General features: G+C 55.3%; 18 protein-coding genes. 6 read left to right on the top strand and 12 right to left on the bottom strand.

Annotation, left to right across the window (positions count from 1 at the left end):
• Positions 1-183 precede the first annotated feature (183 nt).
• From C7434_RS11505 to gltP, 4 genes are all read right to left on the bottom strand, one after another.
• The gene (locus C7434_RS11505) at positions 184-1,728 is read right to left on the bottom strand and encodes a PAS domain-containing methyl-accepting chemotaxis protein (protein ID WP_133745486.1); all 1,545 of its coding nucleotides are present in this window, start codon (positions 1,726-1,728) and stop codon (positions 184-186) included.
• Positions 1,729-2,052: 324 nt separating this feature from the next.
• The gene (murP, locus tag C7434_RS11500) at positions 2,053-3,477 is read right to left on the bottom strand and encodes a PTS N-acetylmuramic acid transporter subunit IIBC (RefSeq protein WP_133745485.1); all 1,425 of its coding nucleotides are present in this window, start codon (positions 3,475-3,477) and stop codon (positions 2,053-2,055) included.
• The gene (gene murQ / locus C7434_RS11495; RefSeq protein WP_110268106.1) at positions 3,477-4,388 is read right to left on the bottom strand and encodes an N-acetylmuramic acid 6-phosphate etherase; all 912 of its coding nucleotides are present in this window, start codon (positions 4,386-4,388) and stop codon (positions 3,477-3,479) included. Before murQ ends, murP begins: the two co-directional genes overlap by 1 nt.
• Before the next feature lie 160 nt (positions 4,389-4,548).
• On the bottom strand, positions 4,549-5,850 hold the full coding sequence (gene gltP / locus C7434_RS11490) for a glutamate/aspartate:proton symporter GltP (RefSeq protein WP_006121589.1): 1,302 nt from the start codon (positions 5,848-5,850) through the stop codon (positions 4,549-4,551).
• A gap of 583 nt (positions 5,851-6,433) precedes the next feature.
• Here gltP and acs point away from each other — a divergent pair.
• The 3 genes from acs to actP all read left to right on the top strand — a co-directional run bounded on the left by acs (position 6,434) and on the right by actP (position 10,504).
• Positions 6,434-8,389 carry an acetate--CoA ligase gene (gene acs / locus C7434_RS11485; protein WP_110268077.1) on the top strand — a complete coding sequence of 652 codons (1,956 nt, stop codon included), beginning with the start codon at positions 6,434-6,436 and terminating at the stop codon, positions 8,387-8,389.
• A 133-nt stretch (positions 8,390-8,522) separates the two neighbouring features.
• Entirely contained in the window at positions 8,523-8,852 is a 330-nt protein-coding gene (locus C7434_RS11480) for a DUF485 domain-containing protein (RefSeq protein WP_054688417.1), read from the top strand.
• The gene (gene actP / locus C7434_RS11475; protein ID WP_039339123.1) at positions 8,852-10,504 is read left to right on the top strand and encodes a cation/acetate symporter ActP; all 1,653 of its coding nucleotides are present in this window, start codon (positions 8,852-8,854) and stop codon (positions 10,502-10,504) included. Before C7434_RS11480 ends, actP begins: the two co-directional genes overlap by 1 nt.
• 67 nt (positions 10,505-10,571) lie before the next feature.
• Here actP and C7434_RS11470 read toward each other — a convergent pair whose 3' ends face one another.
• The 3 genes from C7434_RS11470 to C7434_RS11460 all read right to left on the bottom strand — a co-directional run bounded on the left by C7434_RS11470 (position 10,572) and on the right by C7434_RS11460 (position 12,395).
• The gene (locus C7434_RS11470) at positions 10,572-11,117 is read right to left on the bottom strand and encodes a YfaZ family outer membrane protein (RefSeq protein ID WP_006121584.1); all 546 of its coding nucleotides are present in this window, start codon (positions 11,115-11,117) and stop codon (positions 10,572-10,574) included.
• Between the two features lie 164 nt (positions 11,118-11,281).
• The gene (locus tag C7434_RS11465) at positions 11,282-11,977 is read right to left on the bottom strand and encodes an LrgB family protein (protein WP_033738999.1); all 696 of its coding nucleotides are present in this window, start codon (positions 11,975-11,977) and stop codon (positions 11,282-11,284) included.
• Positions 11,970-12,395, bottom strand: a complete 426-nt coding sequence (locus C7434_RS11460) for a CidA/LrgA family protein (protein WP_039339056.1) — start codon at positions 12,393-12,395, stop codon at positions 11,970-11,972. Before C7434_RS11460 ends, C7434_RS11465 begins: the two co-directional genes overlap by 8 nt.
• 101 nt (positions 12,396-12,496) lie before the next feature.
• Here C7434_RS11460 and C7434_RS11455 point away from each other — a divergent pair, with 101 nt between their 5' ends.
• Positions 12,497-13,399, top strand: coding sequence for a LysR family transcriptional regulator (locus C7434_RS11455; RefSeq protein ID WP_039339057.1), 903 nt, complete (start codon positions 12,497-12,499; stop codon positions 13,397-13,399).
• A gap of 58 nt (positions 13,400-13,457) precedes the next feature.
• Here C7434_RS11455 and C7434_RS11450 read toward each other — a convergent pair whose 3' ends face one another.
• The 4 genes from C7434_RS11450 to soxR all read right to left on the bottom strand — a co-directional run bounded on the left by C7434_RS11450 (position 13,458) and on the right by soxR (position 18,140).
• A complete protein-coding gene (locus C7434_RS11450; RefSeq protein ID WP_033738994.1) occupies positions 13,458-15,110 on the bottom strand; it encodes a Na+/H+ antiporter in 1,653 nt (550 codons plus the stop codon).
• 144 nt (positions 15,111-15,254) lie between these two features.
• Positions 15,255-16,604 (bottom strand): NCS2 family permease, encoded by a 1,350-nt coding sequence (locus tag C7434_RS11445; RefSeq protein ID WP_033738992.1) that lies wholly within the window; start codon positions 16,602-16,604, stop codon positions 15,255-15,257.
• A 345-nt stretch (positions 16,605-16,949) separates the two neighbouring features.
• Positions 16,950-17,615, bottom strand: a complete 666-nt coding sequence (locus tag C7434_RS11440; RefSeq protein WP_033738991.1) for a glutathione S-transferase — start codon at positions 17,613-17,615, stop codon at positions 16,950-16,952.
• A 39-nt stretch (positions 17,616-17,654) separates the two neighbouring features.
• A complete protein-coding gene (gene soxR / locus C7434_RS11435; RefSeq protein ID WP_006121571.1) occupies positions 17,655-18,140 on the bottom strand; it encodes a redox-sensitive transcriptional activator SoxR in 486 nt (161 codons plus the stop codon).
• A 155-nt stretch (positions 18,141-18,295) separates the two neighbouring features.
• Here soxR and soxS point away from each other — a divergent pair, with 155 nt between their 5' ends.
• Together soxS and C7434_RS11425 are read left to right on the top strand one after the other, a co-directional pair.
• The gene (gene soxS, locus C7434_RS11430) at positions 18,296-18,721 is read left to right on the top strand and encodes a superoxide response transcriptional regulator SoxS (RefSeq protein ID WP_006121570.1); all 426 of its coding nucleotides are present in this window, start codon (positions 18,296-18,298) and stop codon (positions 18,719-18,721) included.
• A gap of 243 nt (positions 18,722-18,964) precedes the next feature.
• On the top strand, positions 18,965-19,246 hold the full coding sequence (locus tag C7434_RS11425) for a YjcB family protein (RefSeq protein ID WP_006121568.1): 282 nt from the start codon (positions 18,965-18,967) through the stop codon (positions 19,244-19,246).
• A 52-nt stretch (positions 19,247-19,298) separates the two neighbouring features.
• Here the strand turns inward: C7434_RS11425 and C7434_RS11420 are convergent, their stop codons facing one another.
• Entirely contained in the window at positions 19,299-20,249 is a 951-nt protein-coding gene (locus tag C7434_RS11420; RefSeq protein ID WP_133745484.1) for an ATP-grasp fold amidoligase family protein, read from the bottom strand.
• Positions 20,250-20,253: the final 4 nt, after the last annotated feature.

Genomic DNA, 20,253 nt, shown 5'->3' with positions numbered 1-20,253 from the left:
AGGCCGTGATGGGATGTTGGCTGAGGGTATGCAATTGGGCAGCAGAAGAGACGATTAGGACGGGAAAGCCTCTTAGCGATCATGCCGTACCAGACGGCATGATCACGGTTCGCACCCTGCGCGCGCGAAGAGCGTGATCACGCCGAATGGCACAACACCATCCGGTGGCAGGCCGGTCGAAACTTAGCGGAACACGCTGATCGCTTCCACCAGACGGTTAGCCTGATGGGTCATACGGCCCGACGCTTCTGCGCTTTCCTGAACGCGGGCGGCGTTTTGATGGGTAATATCGTCCAGATCTTCTACCGCCGTGCTGACTTCACTGAGCGCGGTCGCCTGTTCCGCCGTGGCCGCGCTGATTTGGGCAACGAGCGAAGTGACGTTCTGCACCTGTTGCACAATATCCTGCATGGTATGTCCCGCAGCACCGGCGTGCTCGTTGCCTGAACTGACCCGGCTGGCGCTGGTTTCCACCAGCGCTTTAATCTCGCTGGCGGCTTTTGCGCTGCGCTGTGCAAGGCTGCGTACTTCGCCAGCCACAACGGCGAAGCCTTTACCCTGCTCACCCGCGCGTGCCGCCTCAACGGCGGCGTTCAGCGCCAGAATATTGGTCTGGAACGCGATGCTGTCGATTACGCTGGTGATGCTGGCAATGCGTTCTGAGCTGTCGGCGATATCCGCCATCATACTCATCATCTCTTTCATCACCTCGCCACCTTTGCTTGCCGCATCGCTGGTATTGACGGAGAGCGAATTCACCTCCTGGGCCGTTTGCGTATTACTCTTCACGGTGGCGGTCATTTCGTTCATGGTCGCGGCCGTTTGCTGCACGTTCGCTGCGGCCTGTTCGGTCCGGCGGCTCAGTTCATTGTTACTGCGGGCGATGGCGTCACTGGCGCTCAGCACGTTAATCGCCTGGCCACTCACATCGTCCACCAGCCAGCGGAACATCAGCCCTAGCTGTCCAATGGCGCGCAACGTCAGCCCCACCTCGTCAATGCGGTCCATCTGCTCCACCTGGTGACTGGCCCCGGTGGCCACGCGCAGTGCCTGTTTGCACATGCGCTCAACAGGACGGGAAATTTGCTGCTCCAGCCACAGGCTGGCAAGCAGCAACAGAACGGCCATGCCGCCCGCAAATCCGCTCAGCGCCAGCGGTGCCATTCCCAGCGCCCAGACGCCTGCGACGGACAGCGGCAGTAAAGCCAGCAGCGCCGTACGGATGCGCCAGCGCAGTGGCAGCGTTTTTAAGATCGAGCCAAGGCGACGCCAGCCGCTGCGGACAATTAATCCTTTGTGAAAGCGGCGGCCTTGCGCGCGACCTTCACGAAAATCACGGTAGAGCGCTTCACTGGCTTTCACGTCCTGGGCGGATGGCTTCGTCCGCACCGACATATAACCCTGCACCTGACCGTTGCGCACCACCGGAATCGCGTTCGCCCGCACCCAGTAGTGATCCCCGTTTTTACGGCGGTTTTTCACCAGCGCTGTCCAGGGTTCGCCCTGTTTTAACGTCGCCCACATATCGGCAAAAGCTTCGGGTGGCATATCCGGGTGACGCACCATATTGTGCGGCTGCCCTTTGACCTCATCAGATGAAAAGCCACTGGCTTCAACGAATGCATCATTGGCATAGGTGATATAGCTGTTGAGATCGGTCGTTGTCATCAGTGTGGCATGATCGTCATACACATATTCACGCTGAGAAACAGGTTGGTTGTTGCGCATAGGAGTCCTTGATAGTACCAGTCAGACTTGCACCAGAAGCATGGATGAAAGCACGTGAAAGGTAAGCTTTACCTTTTTTTATGTTTTCGGCAGTGGCGCATTTACACTTTAGTGCTACGCGTTAATTTATTGCATTAAAAAAGCCGCTCAGTAGCGGCTTCGTTTACTCACGGGGATTTTTAACCCATTACATTTTAACGATTTACTTTAACGCAACTGATTAGCGCGCAGCACCATCCCACCCGCGCCCGGCGCGTGACATCCGCAGTGAGACTAACGTCTTACCGTACCGCTTGACGGGTTAATAGCGCATTCCTTATGGATTCAGCTTAAATGGACATCCCGTAAGCCAAACCACCACGTCAGTACAAAGCCACTGACCCAGGCCACGATCAAACCTCCCAGGTACACGGCCATGCCAGCAAAAATGCCCTGATGCGAGGTCATTAACGGAAGCGTGACCAGACCCGAAGGACCAAACACCGTATTCATGCCGACCGGCAGCCCCAGCCAGGCCACCAGACCGATAAAAAATCCGCCCACTGCCCCGCCGCCGCAGGCCGTGATAAAGGGTTTGAGCCGCGGTAGCGTGACGCCATAAATCAGCGGTTCACCCACGCCCAGCAAGCCGGGCACGATGGCGCCTTTTATCTGGGTGCGCAACAACGCGCCTTTTTCCGCTTTACACCAGAGCGCCAGTGCGGCCCCCACCTGACCGGCACCGGCCATAGCCAGAACAGGGAACAGTGAATTAAATCCCTGGGTTTCCATCAGCGCAAAATAGACCGGAATAAACCCCTGATGAATGCCAAACATCACGGCGTTCAAAAACAGCCCAGCCAGCAGGGCGCAGCCGAAGGGGTTGTTATTGAGGTGGATAAACAACCACGACATTCCCTTAAACAGCTCGCCGCCGAGCGGCATGATGAGCAGATAAGTCAGCGCGCCCGTGATTAATAAGGTTAACAGGGCGGTAAGAATCATATCCAGGTTATCCGGGATGACCTTGCGCAACTGCCTTTCAAGCCAGCCACCAAACATCGCGGCCAGCAGCACACCGATAATGTTGCCACGCGGATCGATAGCCAGACCAAAAAAGCTGTCCATGCCGCTGTAATAGCCGACCTTCGCATCGGGCACATAGCCCAGAAGAAACAGCGAGGCGATAATGGCCCCGTTTACGCCGGTGCCGCCAAAGGCTTTTTGCGCGTTATAGCCAATCAGGATGCTGAGAAAGGTGAATAACCCTTTACTGAACACTTTCATATAGGCCACGGTGTGCAGTAAGCCTGCAGGATGTGCGCCCGGCGTGCTGAGGTGCAGGCTTTGCTCAATCAGCGTGGCGAATCCCAGCAGTAAACCTGCGGCGATAAAGCTGGGGATGAGCGGTGTGAAAAGGGTGGCGAAACGTGCCAGAAACTGATGCACTGCGCGGGTCTGTCTGGCCTTTATCTGCTGTTTTTGTTGCGCAGCCACCTGTTGCAGATTCGGTGCCCCCTGTGAAAGCAGCAAATGCATCCGTTCCGCCGCCGTTTGCGCCTTGCCGGGACCGAGCACGATCTGCAGTTGATCGTCACCCTTGATGACACCCAGCACGCCAGGCAAACCTTTCAGCCGGGCGATGTCAGCCTGATTCTGCTTCAGCGTCAGGCGTAAACGGGTCATACAATGGCCGCAAACGGCAATATTGTCTGCGCCGCCTGCTGCCTGCACGATAGCGTGCAGAAGTGAATCGGTCACGTCCGCCATCAGCGTGCTCCCGCAGCCTGTAGCGCCCGACGAATAAAGCCCTGATGTTGGGTCAGCAACGTTTTTGCCTCATCAGCACTCAGTTCCGCCAGCACCATGAGAATGGCGGTTTTGCAGTGCCCGCCGCAGGCCGCCAGGGCGGCACTGGCGCAGGCTTCATCACAATCAGTAGCCTGCATCACAATATTGACCTGGCGCTGTACCAGCTTCTGGTTCGTGGCTTCAACGTCCACCATCAGATTGCCGAAGACTTTGCCTGTACGAATCATCGCGCCGGTCGTCAGCATATTCAGGACCAGCTTCTGTGCGGTCCCCGCCTTCATGCGTGATGACCCCGTCACCACTTCAGGCCCGACCACGGGCGTCAGGGCAATATCGGCGAAGTCGGCCATTTCGCTGTGCGGATTACAGGTCAGCGCAACCGTCGTCGCCCCACATTGCCGGGCGTAATCGAGCGCGCCCAGAACATAAGGCGTGCGTCCACTGGCGGCGATGCCCACCAGCACGTCCTGCTGGCTGAAGTGGATATCTTTCAGATCCTGCGCGCCTTGCGCCACATTATCTTCAGCGTTTTCCACCGCCTGCAAAATGGCCTGATGGCCCCCGGCAATCAGGCCAGTTACCTGCTCACGCGGTGTGCCAAAAGTTGGTGGGCATTCACTTGCATCCAGGATCCCCAGGCGGCCGGAGGTGCCCGCGCCCACGTATATCAGTCGCCCACCGGCCTGAAAGGCGGCGCAGATAATATCCACAGCGCGGGCGATAGCCGGCACAATAGCCTCAACGGCCAGCGCAACTTTTTTATCTTCATCATTAATGACGCGAAGCATCGCTTCCGTGCTCATTTCGTCAATATTCAGGCTGGCCGGATTGCGCCCTTCCGTGACCATCTGACTGAGATCAATTTTCACGCTTGTTCTCCACAGGAATAATTTATTCTGGATATTTTTAACACAGCGAATGAAAAATTCATCCTTTCCAGCTGCTTTTTTGTGGCGCCGTGAGCGGTGCAGCCAGACAGAATAAAAAAAAGGCCCAACCATCGTTGAGCCTTTGATTTGCTAATCCGCATTAAGGCGCGGTTTGCGTCCGTAACTGCAATTCATACGCTTTCGCCTGCTCTGCATCGAACTGGTTTTCCCAGCGGGCAATCACCAGCACCGCCAGGGCGTTACCCACGACATTCAGCGCGGTACGGGCCATATCCATGATGCGGTCAACGCCAGCAATAAACGCCAGTCCTTCCAGCGGAATACCGACGCTGCCAAGCGTCGCCAGCAGGACGACAAACGAAACGCCTGGCACGCCTGCAATCCCTTTAGAGGTCACCATCAGCGTCAGCACCAGGATGATTTCATCAGTCAGTGACAGGTCGATACCGTACAGCTGCGCGATGAAAATCGCGGCGATACTTTGGTATAACGTTGAACCATCCAGGTTAAACGAGTAGCCGGTGGGCACGACGAAGCTGGTGATGGCTTTTGGTGCACCGTAAGCTTCCATCTTCTCCATGATGCGTGGCAGCACGGTTTCAGAACTGGAGGTCGAGTAGGACAGGATCAGCTCGTCTTTTAAAATGCGCATCAGCGTAGTAATGCGCAGTTTGCAGAAGCGTGCTACCGCCCCCAGCACCACAAACGCAAAGAACAGGATAGCGACATAGACCAGCAACACCAGCTTCGCGAGTGGCCACAGCGAGGCAAAACCAAAGTTAGCAATCGTCACGGCGATCAAAGCAAACACGCCCACTGGCGCGTAGCGCATGATCATATGCGTCACTTTAAACATGGTTTCAGACACGCCGCGGAACAGGTTGACCAGCGGATCGCGCTGTTCGGAGGGCAGGGCCGACAGCCCCAGACCAAACAGGACTGAGAAGAAAATAATCGGCAGCATTTCACCCTTCGCCATCGCGGCAAAGATGTTCTGCGGGATCAAAGAAAGGATGGTCGCAACCAGACTGTGCGTCCCTTCTTGTACCTGCGCCGTCGTGGCTTCATATTTAGAGATGTCCACCGTTGCCAGCGTAGACATATCAATGCCAGTGCCGGGCTTAAACACATTTGCCAGGGTAATCCCGACCACAATGGCAACGGTGGTAATCACTTCAAAGTACACAATGGTTTTGAGACCAATACGACCCAGCTTTTTCGCATCACCAACACCGGCTATACCGACAATCAGGGATGAAATCACGATAGGCACGACAATCATCTTTATCAGGTGAATAAAGATATCGCCCGCCGGGCTGAGAATATTATTGACTAACCATTCACGATCATCTGGCTGATTATGCAATACGGCACCCACGATGATGCCGAGCACCAGTGCTATCAGAATCTGCCACGCAAGGCTGATTTTAAAACCTTTCATAACGCGTAATTTCCTCAGTCAAAACCCGTTTCTCTCTACTGCGAAGGTGCAGAAGACAATACACACAGGGAAGTGAGCAAAAAGCCCGGTAAAGTAGAGGGTGTTTTAGACAGCGTCCCGCATTGCGATGCGATGATTTCTAAACCCATTTCAGACGCGGTCTGAGTTGATACCTGATTATCAGGGGCGAGATAAGTACCATTTTCGCTGCAGTAAATGCAACCCTTGGTGGCTTCGATTAAAACTTAACCATCTCTTAAGCATAAAATGCTGATACGGTTATTTATTCCTAACCTGCTGTTATGAAAAGTAAACTTTCGATAAGTTTTCGCATAGCTATTCAGATTGTGGGCAAACACTACGCGGTTCGTTCGCTGCTTTTTTAAACAGCGCAAGACACAAAATGTTGCAATCTAAATCCCTATCCTTTGCATGGCGTTAGCGCGTTTTTCATTCTTTTGCGACGTTTTTATGTCAACAAGGTTAACGCGTGATCTATGGCGCAAAAAAGAAACAAATCTTGTTGCTCCGCTTCACTTAACTATTGATTGACATATGATTAACATCTTCAAGGAGAATCGCCATGAGCCAAAATCATAACTATCCTGTTCCAGAAAATATCGCAGCAACCGCGCTGATTACGGCCGAACAGTATCAGGCGATGTACCAGCAGTCTGTTACCGATCCAGAAACCTTCTGGGGGGAACAAGGTAAAATCCTCGACTGGATAAAACCTTACAGCAAAGTCAAAAACACCTCATTTGCGCCAGGCAATATTTCAATTCGTTGGTATGAAGACGGCACGCTCAATCTGGCCGCCAACTGCCTGGATCGCCATCTGGCTACCCGGGGCGATCATCCCGCCATTATCTGGGAAGGCGACGATGCCAGTGAAAGCAAAACCCTGACCTTCCGTCAGCTGCATGCTGATGTGTGCCGCTTTGCCAATGTGCTGGAACTGCTTGGCGTCAAAAAAGGCGACGTTGTGGCGATTTATATGCCCATGGTGCCCGAGGCCGCCGTCGCGATGCTGGCCTGTGCTCGCATCGGGGCGGTGCACTCCGTCATTTTCGGCGGCTTCTCACCGGAAGCCGTCGCGGGCCGGGTGATCGACTCCAGCGCATCATTGATTGTGACAGCCGACGAAGGCGTACGTGCGGGCCGCACGATTCCACTGAAGAAAAATGTGGATGATGCATTAAAAAATCCCAATGTGAACAGCGTGAAAAACGTGGTGGTCTTTCAACGTACCGGCAAAGATGTCGGCTGGGTTGAAGGACGCGATCGGCACTGGCATGAGCTGATGCAGAACGCCAGCACCAACCACTCTGCCGCCGAAATGCAGGCCGAAGATCCACTGTTTATTCTCTACACCTCCGGTTCAACCGGTAAGCCTAAAGGCGTACTGCATACCACGGGGGGCTATCTGGTTTACGCCGCCACGACCTTTAAATTTGTCTTTGATTATCATCAGGATGACGTTTACTGGTGTACGGCGGACGTGGGCTGGGTCACCGGCCACAGCTATCTGCTCTATGGTCCCCTGGCCTGTGGGGCCACGACGCTGATGTTTGAAGGCGTGCCAAACTGGCCGACGCCAGCCCGCATGGGCCAGGTGATTGATAAGCACAAGGTGACCCTGTTGTATACCGCGCCTACCGCTATCCGCGCGCTGATGGCGGAAGGGGATAAAGCGATTGAGGGCACCGACCGTAGCAGCCTGCGTATCATGGGTTCAGTGGGCGAGCCCATTAACCCGGAAGCCTGGGAGTGGTATCACAAAAAAATCGGCAACAGCCGGTGTCCGATTGTCGATACCTGGTGGCAGACAGAGACCGGCGGTTTCATGATTACGCCGTTGCCGGGTGCCACCGTGCTGAAACCCGGCTCGGCGACCACGCCGTTCTTCGGTGTCCAGCCTGCCCTGGTGGATAACGAAGGCAATCCTCAGGACGGCGCCTGTGAAGGTAATCTGGTGATCACGGATTCCTGGCCAGGTCAGGCGCGCACGCTGTTTGGCGATCATGAACGTTTCGAGCAGACCTACTTCTCGACGTTTAAAAATGCCTATTTCAGCGGCGATGGCGCGCGACGTGATGAGGACGGCTACTACTGGATTACCGGCCGTGTGGATGACGTACTGAACGTGTCAGGGCACCGCCTGGGCACTGCCGAGATCGAATCCGCGCTGGTGTCGCATCCGAAAATTGCCGAAGCGGCCGTAGTAGGTATTCCGCACAGCATTAAGGGCCAGGCTATTTATGCCTATATCACCCTGAATCACGGGGAAGAGCCCTCACCGGAGCTTTACACCGAGGTCCGTAACTGGGTGCGTAAAGAGATTGGCCCGATTGCCACGCCTGATGTACTGCACTGGACGGATTCGCTGCCAAAAACCCGTTCCGGCAAAATCATGCGCCGTATTCTGCGCAAGATTGCCGCAGGCGATACCAGTAATTTAGGCGATACCTCCACGCTGGCCGATCCTGGCGTCGTTGAGAAACTGCTTGAAGAGAAACAATCCATCACCCTGCCGTAATACCACGCCGGCGGAAAGCATCAGGCTTTCCGCCACCGCTTCCCTACGTAGTGTGTTTCTGTAGTCACAAAAAATATAACGCATTCACGCCGTTGCGTGAGGTCCACGCCTGCAAGCTTCTGGAGATAATGTGATGAACGATGCCCTGCCCGAACAGGAAAGAATCTACCAACAAATTGAAAAGAATCCGCGCTTTCAGGAGTTGGTCCATAAGCGCCAGTCCTTTGCCCTGCTGCTGTCGCTAATCATGCTGGTGCTCTATGTCGGCTTTATTCTGCTGATTGCGTTTGCTCCCGGCTGGTTAGGTACGCCGCTGCATGCCGGTACCAACGTGACGCGCGGTATTCCGATTGGCGTGGGCCTGATCGTTATCTCCTTTTTACTGACCGGCGTGTATGTCTGGCGCGCCAATGGCGAGTTTGATCGCCTGACAAAAGCTATCCTCAGCGAGGTAAAACCATGATGCGTCTTATGCTGTGGATGCTGGCCGCCCTCCTGCCCTTTTCCGCCCTGGCCGCCGATGCGATTACCGGGGCGGTGCAGAAGCAGGCCGTTAATTATCAGGCCATTGTGATGTTTGTCATTTTTGTCGGTGCGACGCTGAGTATTACTTACTGGGCGTCAAAGCGAACCCGCTCGCGTAGCGATTATTATACGGCGGGCGGCAATATTACCGGCTTCCAGAATGGGCTGGCGATGGCCGGTGACTTTATGTCTGCCGCCTCCTTTCTGGGGATTTCTGCGCTGGTTTATACCTCGGGTTATGACGGCTTAATCTATTCGCTCGGTTTTCTGGTCGGCTGGCCGATGATCCTGTTCCTGATTGCTGAACGTCTGCGTAACCTGGGCCGGTATACCTTTGCCGATGTTGCCTCTTACCGCCTCAAACAAAAGCCCATTCGCACCCTGTCCGCCTGCGGCTCACTGGTGGTGGTTGCGCTTTACCTGATTGCGCAGATGGTCGGTGCCGGTAAGCTGATTCAGTTACTGTTTGGTCTGAACTATCATATCGCCGTCATTCTGGTGGGCATTTTGATGGTGCTGTACGTGCTGTTTGGCGGGATGCTGGCGACGACCTGGGTCCAGATCATCAAAGCCGTTCTGCTGCTGTTCGGTGCCTCATTTATGGCGATTATGGTGATGAAAAGTACCGGCTTCAGCTTTAATACGTTGTTCACTGAGGCGATGGCAGTGCATCCGAAAGGGGCGGCCATTATGCAGCCTGGCGGGCTGGTTAAAGACCCGATCTCTGCCCTGTCGCTGGGGCTGGGGCTGATGTTTGGAACGGCGGGCTTACCGCATATCCTGATGCGTTTCTTTACCGTCGCCGATGCGAAAGAGGCGCGTAAAAGCGTTTTCTGGGCCACCGGCTTTATGGGTTACTTCTATTTCCTGACCTTTATCATCGGATTCGGTGCCATTTTACTGGTCGGAGCTAACCCGGCCTTTAAAGATGCTTCGGGTGCGCTGATTGGCGGCACCAATATGGCGGCAGTGCATCTGGCTAACGCCGTGGGCGGCAGCACCTTCCTGGGCTTTATTTCCGCCGTCGCTTTCGCCACGATTCTGGCGGTGGTGGCGGGCCTGACCCTGGCTGGCGCGTCGGCGGTGTCGCATGATTTGTACGCCAGCGTTTACCGTAAAGGCCAGGCCAGCGAGCGCGACGAACTGCGGGTATCGAAAATTACGGTGCTGGTGCTGGGCGCAGTAGCCATCGCGCTGGGCATTCTGTTTGAGAAGCAGAACATCGCGTTTATGGTGGGACTGGCCTTCTCGATCGCGGCCAGCTGTAACTTCCCGATTATCCTGCTGTCCATGTACTGGTCAAAGCTCACCACACGAGGTGCGATGGTGGGCGGCTGGCTGGGGCTGATCACGGCAGTGGTGCTGATGATCCTGGGACCCACGGTCTGGGTACAGGTGCTGGGACATGCTTCCCCCATTTACCCTTATGAATATCCGGCGCTGTTCTCCATTGCCATCGCCTTTATTGGCACCTGGCTGTTTTCCATTACCGACCATTCACCGCAGGGTGCTGAAGAACGCTCCCGTTTCCGGGCACAGTTTATTCGTTCCCAGACGGGTTCAGGTATTGAGCAGGGTAAAGCGCACTAATCTGTAGTGCCTGCAATAAAAAAAGGGCAGCCACCGCCAGGTCGCTGCCCTTTTTCTCAGACCGCTGTCAGAAACGCAGTGACGCGCCGACGTACGGACCGTCGACCAGTACGTTATCTTTACGGCCACCTTTGTTATTCAGCTCGATATACTGATAACCGACGCGCAGGTTAAGCAGAGAAACAGGCGTGAAGCTCACACCACCGCTTGCCTCCTGGTAGCTGTCCAGGTGGTCAGTCAGGCCTTCTGGTGCGTAATAGTACTGACCGAATAAGCCCCACATGCTGTTGATGTTGTACTGCGCGCTGCCGCCCAGCGCCACCGCAAATCCGTCTTTCCCGTCTTCAGGATGGGTAAAAATCGCCTTTGCGGTTGGCGCCAGGCGCAAATCGCCAACATCAACGTTGTAACCCAGTCCTGCACCGTAGGTGCTTCCGTCATGATCGCTACGTAACCAGTTGCCATTCAGGAACAGGCCCGGTGACGTGGTGCCCAGTCCGAGATTGAGATTCGTACTGTGCTCGCCCACATCCACGCTGCCTTCGATAGCCTGCGCAGCGCCGCTCAGCAACATAACGCTCAGCGCGCTTCCTGTGACAAGTTGTTTAAACATGATTCTACTCCATGAGGGGTCCAATAATTCCGCCTCAAGGGTAGCAGTCTGAAACGAGGTGACAACTTTATTTGGAAAGCTTTACGTAAAAAGTGATGTCATTCATGACAATCATGTCTGTCAGCTGGCCAGTGACGGCGGGCACCGTTGTGCCGTCTGCCGCCTTACTGTGCCCACATAATGTGCCCGATTAACGGTGCCAGAATCACCGTAACCACGCCGGATAACATCATCACCAGGCTGGACACGACGCCTTCCTGTTGGCCCAGCTGGTAAGCCCGCGCGGTGCCCGCACCGTGGGAGGCGGCCCCAAATCCAGCCCCTTTCGCCACGCTTTGCTGGATAGCAATGCGTAAAAACAGGACGTCGCCGACCGCCATGCCAAATACGCCAGTAATGACCACAAACAGCGCCACCAGATCGGGCTGTGCGCCCATGGGTTTGGCGGCCGCCAGGGCAAAAGGCGTGGTAATGGAGCGCACCGCCAGGCTGCGTTGCAGGCTTTCGGGCAAACTCAGCAAACGCGCCAGCCACACCGAGCTGCACACCGATACCGTGGTGGCGGTCAGCACACCGGCGCTGAGCGATAACCAGTGGCGTTTTATCACGTCCATGTTTTCGTACACGGGCACTGCAAACGCCAGCGTGGCGGGCCCCAACAGCCACAGCAACCAGTGACTTTCGGCAATGTAGTTTTGCCAGCTGATATGGGTGACCAGCAACAGCAGCACCAGAATCATGGGCGTCATGATCAACGGCATCAGCAGCAGCGTTGGCCAGCGGCGATACAGCCGTTTATTCACGTAGTAGATCACTAACGTGGCGGCCGCGCACAGGAGGCTGATCGGCAAATCAGGCATCGTTGTTCTTCTTACGCGCCGCGCGCGCCACTTCAAACCGATAAAGCCGGTCCACAACCAGCGCCGTTGCCGCCAGCACCAGCGTGGTACTGACCGCAATCACCAGAAAAATTCGCCAGCCGTCCACCTGCAGCAGGTCCGCGTAGTTGATGACCGCAACCACCGCCGGGATAAAAAACAGTAGCATCTCTGCCAGCAACCAGCTTGCCCCGGCCTTTACCCAGCGCAGGGGTAAAATACGCAGCGCGATAAGCAACAGCAGCAGGAGCATGCCTACCACGTTGGCTGGCAGCGGCAAGTGCAGCCAGTTCACCAACTGTTCGCTGGCGATAAACAGCGAGATGTAGAGCGCCAGTTGTACCGGCACGCTCAGCCGGTTTATGTGGCTGACGTTCAGGCGACGCAAGGCCAGTGCCATTTGTCTTTCCCCTCTGGAATGAATGCGTCCAGTATAGATTTGCTGCATGGGGTGAAAGAAATGAATTAAAATTATCCAAATCATGCCAAAAGGGAATAGTTATGGACGTTCGCGCCCTGCGTTACTTTACCGAGGTCGTCCGCCAACAAAGCTTTACCCGGGCTGCACAGGCGTTGTTCGTGACGCAGCCGACAATCAGCAAAATGGTGCGCCAGTTAGAAGAGGAACTGGGCTGTGCCTTACTTCTGCGTGATGGTCGCCGCCTGCATCTGACGGACAGCGGTCAGGCGGTCTACCAACGCGGTCTGGCGATTCTGCAAGAGTTTCATCAGCTTGAGGCAGAGATAGGCGATATTAACGATCTGAAAACCGGCCAGTTGCGCCTCGGTATTCCCCCAATGGTGGGCATGCAGATTGCCGGTTCCGTCTCCGCGTTTCGCCGCCGCTATCCGGGCGTGGAACTCAACATTGCTGAATTTGGCGGGCTGACGGTGCAGGAAGCCGTGCTGGCCGGAACACTGGATATCGCCCTGACGGCGCTCCCGGTCGATCCCGAACTGCCCCTCGCCACCTTATCCCTTATGCGCCATCCGCTCTGTGTGTTGCTGCCGCGTAAGGCGCCCTGGCTACGTCGCACCCGGCTTTCACTCTCTGAGCTGGCGGCGCATCCGCTGCTTATCTTTAACGAAGAATTTTCACTGAACCGGCAGTTGATGCAGGCGTTTCAGCGTCAGGGAATAACGCCCACGATTGCCGTCCGAAGCGGGCAGTGGGATTTTCTGGCCGCCATGGTTCAGGCAGAGATGGGCCTGGCCATTCTGCCGGAACCCATTTGTCAGCGTTTAGATAAGCAGTCGTTACTGTGGCTGCCGCTGGCGTCTGAACTTCAGTGGCATCTGGGGCTGATTTGGCGGGAAGGAAGTTATCTGTCGCGCAGTGCGCAGGCGTGGATCGCCTGTTGCCGGGCCCACTGGCCCGATGATGCACCCCGCCTGTCTGTCTGATGCCCCGCCAGCTCACCGCCGCACGGCGAAGCAGGCTGGGCCCGAAAGCGGCGGCGAGTTACGCCTCTTTCTCGATTAACAGCGCTTCCAGCAGATCCAGATCGTGCAGCAATTTTTGCATGGTCTCGTTCGAAATCGCCTTGGTGGCACGCAGGTGATAGACCTCCGCACGCTCGGCACGGAGCGCGGTCAGACGGAAGCGGCGCTCCAGATTTTCGGCAAACAGGGCATGTTCAAGGTCATTTTTGCCCTCGGCGCGACGGCGCAGATTCCCGGTCACGCGCAAGCTTACCTCTTTTAACAGCTCTGGATCGATGTTTTCATCGGTTTCTTTTTCGAGCCTGGCTTCCATTTTTTGCAGACTCTCAATCGCCGCCCCCGCCATTACCGCCTTCGCATGCTGTATTTCATGGCGATGCGCATTTTTATCCAGTGTTTCGACGCCGCGCAGCAGGACGGGCAGAATAATGACGCCGACCAGCAGGGAGAACAGAATCACCCCGGTCGCGATAAACACCAGTTCGTAACGGGCCGGGAAAGGATTGCCGTTGCTCAGAAACAGCGGGATCGACAGCACACCGGCCAGCGTAATCGCACCGCGCACGCCCGCAAAGGAGGCGATCAACAGTTCACGCAGTGAGTACGAGGAGAACACTAACGGCTTGTTTTTCAGCAACCGTTTACTGAAGCGCTGCATAATCCACAACCAGCCGAAGCGCACCACCATTAACGCCGCATAGACCAGCACGATATCGGCAAAAATCATCCAGATATCCACATTGGGATCCGCATTGGCCTCGGCGATGGATTTTTGCAGGATAGAGGGCAGTTGCAGACCCAGCATCAGGAACACCATGCCGTTAAACACAAATTCCAGCATATGCCAGACGCTGTTGGCGCGCAGGCGCATCGTCAGCGGTGCCTGACGAATAATGCCAGAGCGCGTAATCGTCATCCCGGCCGCGACGGCGGCTAAGATCCCGGATACGCCGAGGTGCTCAGCAATCAGATAAGAGGCGAAAGGCAGCAGTAACAGCAGAACAATTTGTGTGGCTGCGTCATCACTGCCGCTCCAGCGGTTCAGCACACGTAGCGACTTCCCGTAAAGCCAGCAGACCGCAACCCCAGCCACCAGGCCGCCCAGCGCCACCTTGAGGAACTCTACGCTGGCACCGCCCCAGCTAAATACCATGGTGCCCATCGCGACCGCGACGGCGAACTTCAGTGAAACCAGGCCAGAGGCATCGTTCATCAAGGCTTCGCCCTGCAGAATCGCCATGATTTTCTTAGGAATGCGGCCTTCACCGACGATACCAGAAAGGGCCACGGCATCGGTGGGTGAGAGCACGGCGGCCAGCGCAAACGCAGGGATAAGCGGAATGCCCGGCACGGTCCAGTAAATCAGGTAGCCGATACCGACGACGGTGATCAACACCAGTACCAGCGCCAGGCCAAGGATTTCCCGGCCATAGTGCAGAAACTCGCTGACCGGTGTTTTCCAGCCGTCGGCAAAGAGCAGCGGCGGAATAAACAGGACGAGGAATAATTCCGGGTCAAAATCCACATGCAGCCCAAACGTGGGCCAGGCCAGCAGCGCACCAACGGCAATTTGCACCAGCGGCAGCGGGATTTGAAAAGGCAAGATACGCGCGGCGACCCCAGAGAGCGACACCACCAGCGTCATGATCAAAATAGTAAAAAAGATTTCCATGCTTTCCTTAGGCGGGTTGTTATCTTTGAATCAACGTGAAGATAAAGTGTAAAACAAACTGGCAAGCGCGGAAAAAGCTACGTGTGCTTCGGTGAGGAAAAAGCGGAAAATTCCGGACGCGCGGCTGCACGTCCGGTCAGACAGTCAGATCGCCCAGCCTCCGGCATAAAAAGCCACCAGCGCAACGGCAATCACGACCGTGCCAATATTTAACTTACGCCATTCACCGGCAAACAGTCGGCCAACCACAAGGGTGGCAAAACCGATCATGATGCCGGTAACAATGTTACAGGTCAGGACAATAATGACTGCGGTGAGCAGGCCCGACATCGCATCGACAAAGTCGGCGAAGTCGATTTTAGCGACGTTGCTCAGCATCAGCAGGCCGACATACATCAGGGCGGGTGCCGTCGCATAGGTTGGTACCAGATAAGCCAGCGGAGACATAAACAGAATCACCAGAAACAGCAGACCCACGACGATTGCCGTCAGGCCGGTTTTACCGCCTGCCGCCGTACCGGCCGCCGATTCAATATATACCGCGGCGGGCGACGCGCCCACCAGTCCGGCAAACAGGCTGCTCAGCGAATCCGTGGTCAGTGCCCGTCCGCCGTTAATAATCTGCCCGTCTTTATCGAGTAAATTGGCCTGCCCGGCCACGGCGCGAATCGTACCGGTCGCATCAAATACCGCCGTCATCACTAACGCCAGTACGGTGGGCAAGACGGCAGGCTGCAACGCGCCCATAATGTCGAGGCTGAAAAACAGCGATGTCCCCTGCGCATCACGCAGGCTCGGCAGCGCAAACAGCCCTTGCCAGCGGACGGCGGGATCGAAGGCCAGGCCGAGAGCAGAGATCACGATGACCGTCAGCAAAATACCGCCAGGCACCCGGCGCTTCTCCAGACCAAAAATCGCCGCCAGTCCCAGCAAAGACATGAGGACGGGGAAGGAGGTAAAGTGCCCCAACGCCACCGGTAAACCTGAGCCAGGGTTTCTGACCACCAGCCCCACGTTGTCAGCGGCAATCAGCAGTAAAAACAGGCCAATCCCGATGCCCGTACCGTGTGCGACGCCCATGGGCAAATTACGTAAGATCCAGGCCCGAATCCCGGTGGTGGAAATCAGCGTAAACAGCAGCCCCATGAGGAACACAGCGCCAAGCGCGACCGGCACGCTGATGTGCTGACCCAGTACAAGACTGAACGCTGTAAAGGCCGTCAACGAGATTGCACAGCCAATCGCCATGGGTAAATTGGCCCACAGCCCTATCAGGATTGACCCGAAGCTTGCCACCAGGCAGGTGGCAACAAACACCGCCGTAGGAGAGAACCCCGCTTTACCCAGCATACCGGGGACCACGATCACCGAATAGACCATGGCAAGAAAGGTCGTCAGCCCGGCCAGGATTTCCTGTCGCACGCTGCTGCCACGGGCCGAAATGGCGAACCAGGCATCCAGTCTTCCACTGGTCGGGCGTGATTCAATTGACATAGTTAAGCCTCAAAAATTTTTATTGTGTAATTCACGCGGTCACCGTTCTGCATTCCCTGAATATGTCTTTACCCACGGGCAACCGACAAAAGGCAAACGTTTACTTCGCCACGCAGAACGGGTGTAACAAGCACCACCAGACTGAAGGGGGCAGATTATCCGGTCTTTAACCGCCGCTTTTCAACCGTTCAGAGGGAATTACTGCGTATAAAGATCAGGTTAGTAACATCAGGAACGTGCTGGAAACCTGCCAGTAACATTCTTGCAGGCAGCGTGGCCGGTCGATGAAAGAGGATGTTGGTGGAAGAGAGATGACGCCGGACGGCGTCATCAGAGCGCATCGCCTCAGCCCGGCAGAGTGAGTTCACCGCCCTGCTGGATGGCCCGTTGCCATGCGGCGCGCTGCTGAACGGTGGTTAACCATTTTTGCGTGGCGGGCGCATTGTGCAAGCCGGCGCGCTGGCTCAGCGCCAGAACAGGAAAGCTCATTTGCACATCGGCGATGCTGAATCGTTGACCGGCAAACCAGGGATTGGCCGAGAGATGATCTTCGATCATTTGCCTGTGGACGTGGAGCTGTTTGTCCAGCCAGGCTTTTTGTACGCCTTTCCCCAGCGCGGCACCCACGGGACGCAGCAACCAGGGCACGGGCGCGCTGCCCAGCCGGCCAAACACCAGCTTCATGACCAGCAGCGGCATCAGGGAACCTTCAGCGTAATGTAACCAGTAACGCGCCTGGAGGCGCGCCTCTTCGTCGGTAAGCTGTAATCGCTTCTCGCTGTCGTACTTTTCTTCGAGGTATTCCAGTATGGCCCCGGACTCCGCCACCACCCGATTGCCATCTGTGATAACCGGCGATTTGCCTAAGGGATGCACTTTTTTCAGTGCTTCCGGTGCCAGCATGGAGGCTTCACGCTGGTAACGTTTAACCTGATAAGGCACTTCCAGCTCTTCCAGCATCCACAGCACGCGGTGCGAACGAGATTGTTCCAGATGGTGAACAGTAATCATCATGATTCCCTGCGAATGAATATGCAGACAGTATAGACGTCACTTCACCTTGTGCAGAGAACCATCCTGCTCGGGATCCAGCAGGACCGCACCTGATCCCTGCTGTCCCAGCCGATCACCGGGGTTACGGAGCGGACAGTCACGCATGGATAAACAGCCGCAGCCAATGCAGCCATCCAGGTCGTTACGCAGGCGCGTCAGGGTTTCGATGCGCTTATCCAGTTCATCCCGCCAGTGCTGCGTCAGATTGCCCCAGTCCTGCGCAGACATGCGTTTATCCGCAGGCATGTTTTCCAGACTGTCGCTGACGCTGGCGAGCGGAATGCCGATGCGCTGGGCGATTTTAATGATCGCCACACGGCGCAGGACATCACGGCTGTAGCGCCGCTGATTGCCGGGATTGCGCGTGCTGGAAATCAGCCCTTTGCTTTCATAAAAATGCAGCGCTGATACGGCCACGCCGCTTCGCCGCGCGACTTCCCCCGGTGTCAGCACCGGTTTTGGATAATTGCGATCTTTTTTCATCTGGCACTTTACCTCAAGTTAACTTGAGGAATTATACTCCTTTCCCATCAGAACAACACCCGCCCTGACGACGTCACGCCCCCTGCAGGCTGATTATCAGCCTCACAAACTGCGGCATGCACGGTGACGGGGACATTCACCAGAAGGATGAGGCCATGATACAAGAAGAGATCATTCATTCACTGACCCACTGGATTGACCAGAACCTGGATAAAAGCCTGTCAATCGATGAGGTGGCCGCGAAGTCCGGTTATTCGAAATGGCACCTGCAACGTATGTTCCGTAGCGTAACGAAACAGACGTTGGGTGGTTATATCCGCGAACGCCGGCTGACGCTGGCCGCAGAAGCGCTGCGTCAGACGCAGCGTCCGGTATTCGATATTGCGATGCAGTACGGCTACGATTCGCAGCAGACCTTCTCACGGGTCTTTCGCCGCCAGTTTTCCCAGACGCCTACGGCGTATCGCCACTACATGCGTCGCCAGGCGGTTCAGCGTCCACGCCTGCTGAGCTTTGACTGTGGGGAAACGATGAGCAGCTTTACGCAGCGTACAACGGGTGAATGTTGTCCGCTTAATTAACAGCCCGCGTGCGCCCGATCGGGCGCACGGCTTTATCCCCTCTTTTTACCCTTCCGCTGGCTTGACACTGCGCTGACAAATCAAACAAATTCTGTACAAAAATTGAGAACCAGATGATATAATGTGACCCACATCACATTATGACGTTTGTTGCCGACGAAAGAGCCCCACCTGACAGACTTTTCCGCCGACGTGATGTTCGCAGACAGTCAGGCGTCCTTTCCGATTTTGAGGTCAAAATTGATGGCTACCCTAACCACCAGTTTTCTTGTTATGCGCTGGGAATTGCTGAGCGCTGTAATGATGTTTTTCGCCAGTACACTGAAAACCCGCCTTCGCCAGGACAGCCATCATGTCATGGCCTTTCTCTGTGGCGGCGTGGGCGTTGGTCTGTCGTGCTGGTTTGTGACCGGTTTAATGGGCATCACGCTAAGCATGGAAAACGTGCACCATTTTTTGAGCGTCTCTAAAGAAGTGTTCATTGACATGATGAGCCGTGCGCCTGCGAACTGGCCAATGCCCTGAATGACCAATAAAAAACCCCGCAAAGCGGGGTTTTTTATATTGCTGTGTAAAGTCAAATTTTCTTCAACATGACAGGAATGGCGACATCCTGTACGTCAACGTCCGGTCTCTGCGTTCCGCAACGTTCCTGAATCCACATTTCACCCATCATCTTGTCTAAGCCACGATCCAGTCCGGTTACCATGCCTGCGCCAGGCGTAAACGTCAGTTCACCAAAATAGATGTGCTGGTCGTGGATATACCAGTCGACTCGCACGTAGTCAAAGTCACTGGCCAGCGTTTTGCTCAGGGCTAGTGCCCGCTCCAGTGAGGGCATGATCGGGGAAACATCCAGGCCGGTATCGCGAATTTTATGGTAAGCCTCGGAGAGGTTATTAACGTAAAAATTCATCGAAAGCTGAGGCTGACAGCGGTTGTAGATGACCTGAAGAACATACTCAAAATTGCCATCGCGCTTATTGAACATATGAAACTTGTAATCAACCGGCGCGCTTTTACCGTCACCAATATACTGCTCAACCAGAATACGTGGCTTGATATAGCGATAGTGGATCTCACGCGCTTCGTTGGCGAAATCGGTTTTTAACCACGAATAGCAGTTATGAATGATTTGCTGCTTACGAAGCGCATCCGGTTCTTCCAGCACGATCTCTACCATGTTTGAAGCATGATTCGGTTTGATAACCGTGCCCTGCCAGCGCGTAAGATCATTCAACGTGGTGGGATCGGTGGTGTCGTGGAGCAACGGAATCAGATAGTCATTACCGATCTTTTCCGCAATATAGTCGCGCACCGAATACTTATCGGACAGGCGCGCATACAGCTGGTAATCACCATGGATAAACTTGCGATACAGCACTTTTTCGTTAAAGACCTTGGGCTCACGCAGATTCGGGAGCTTTCTGAACTTGCGGAAGTAATAAATACGATCCTGATAAGTCCAGGGCATCTTCTTAATAAAGTACTGCAAACTTCTTCTGAGCTCTTGCTTCAACCTGAGCATATTT

The organism is Pantoea sp. PNA 14-12 (assembly GCF_004364735.1).
GTDB lineage: Bacteria > Pseudomonadota > Gammaproteobacteria > Enterobacterales > Enterobacteriaceae > Pantoea > Pantoea stewartii.
Note: the sequence above shows the minus strand (reverse complement) of the source record. Positions and strands in the feature narration are given on the sequence as shown.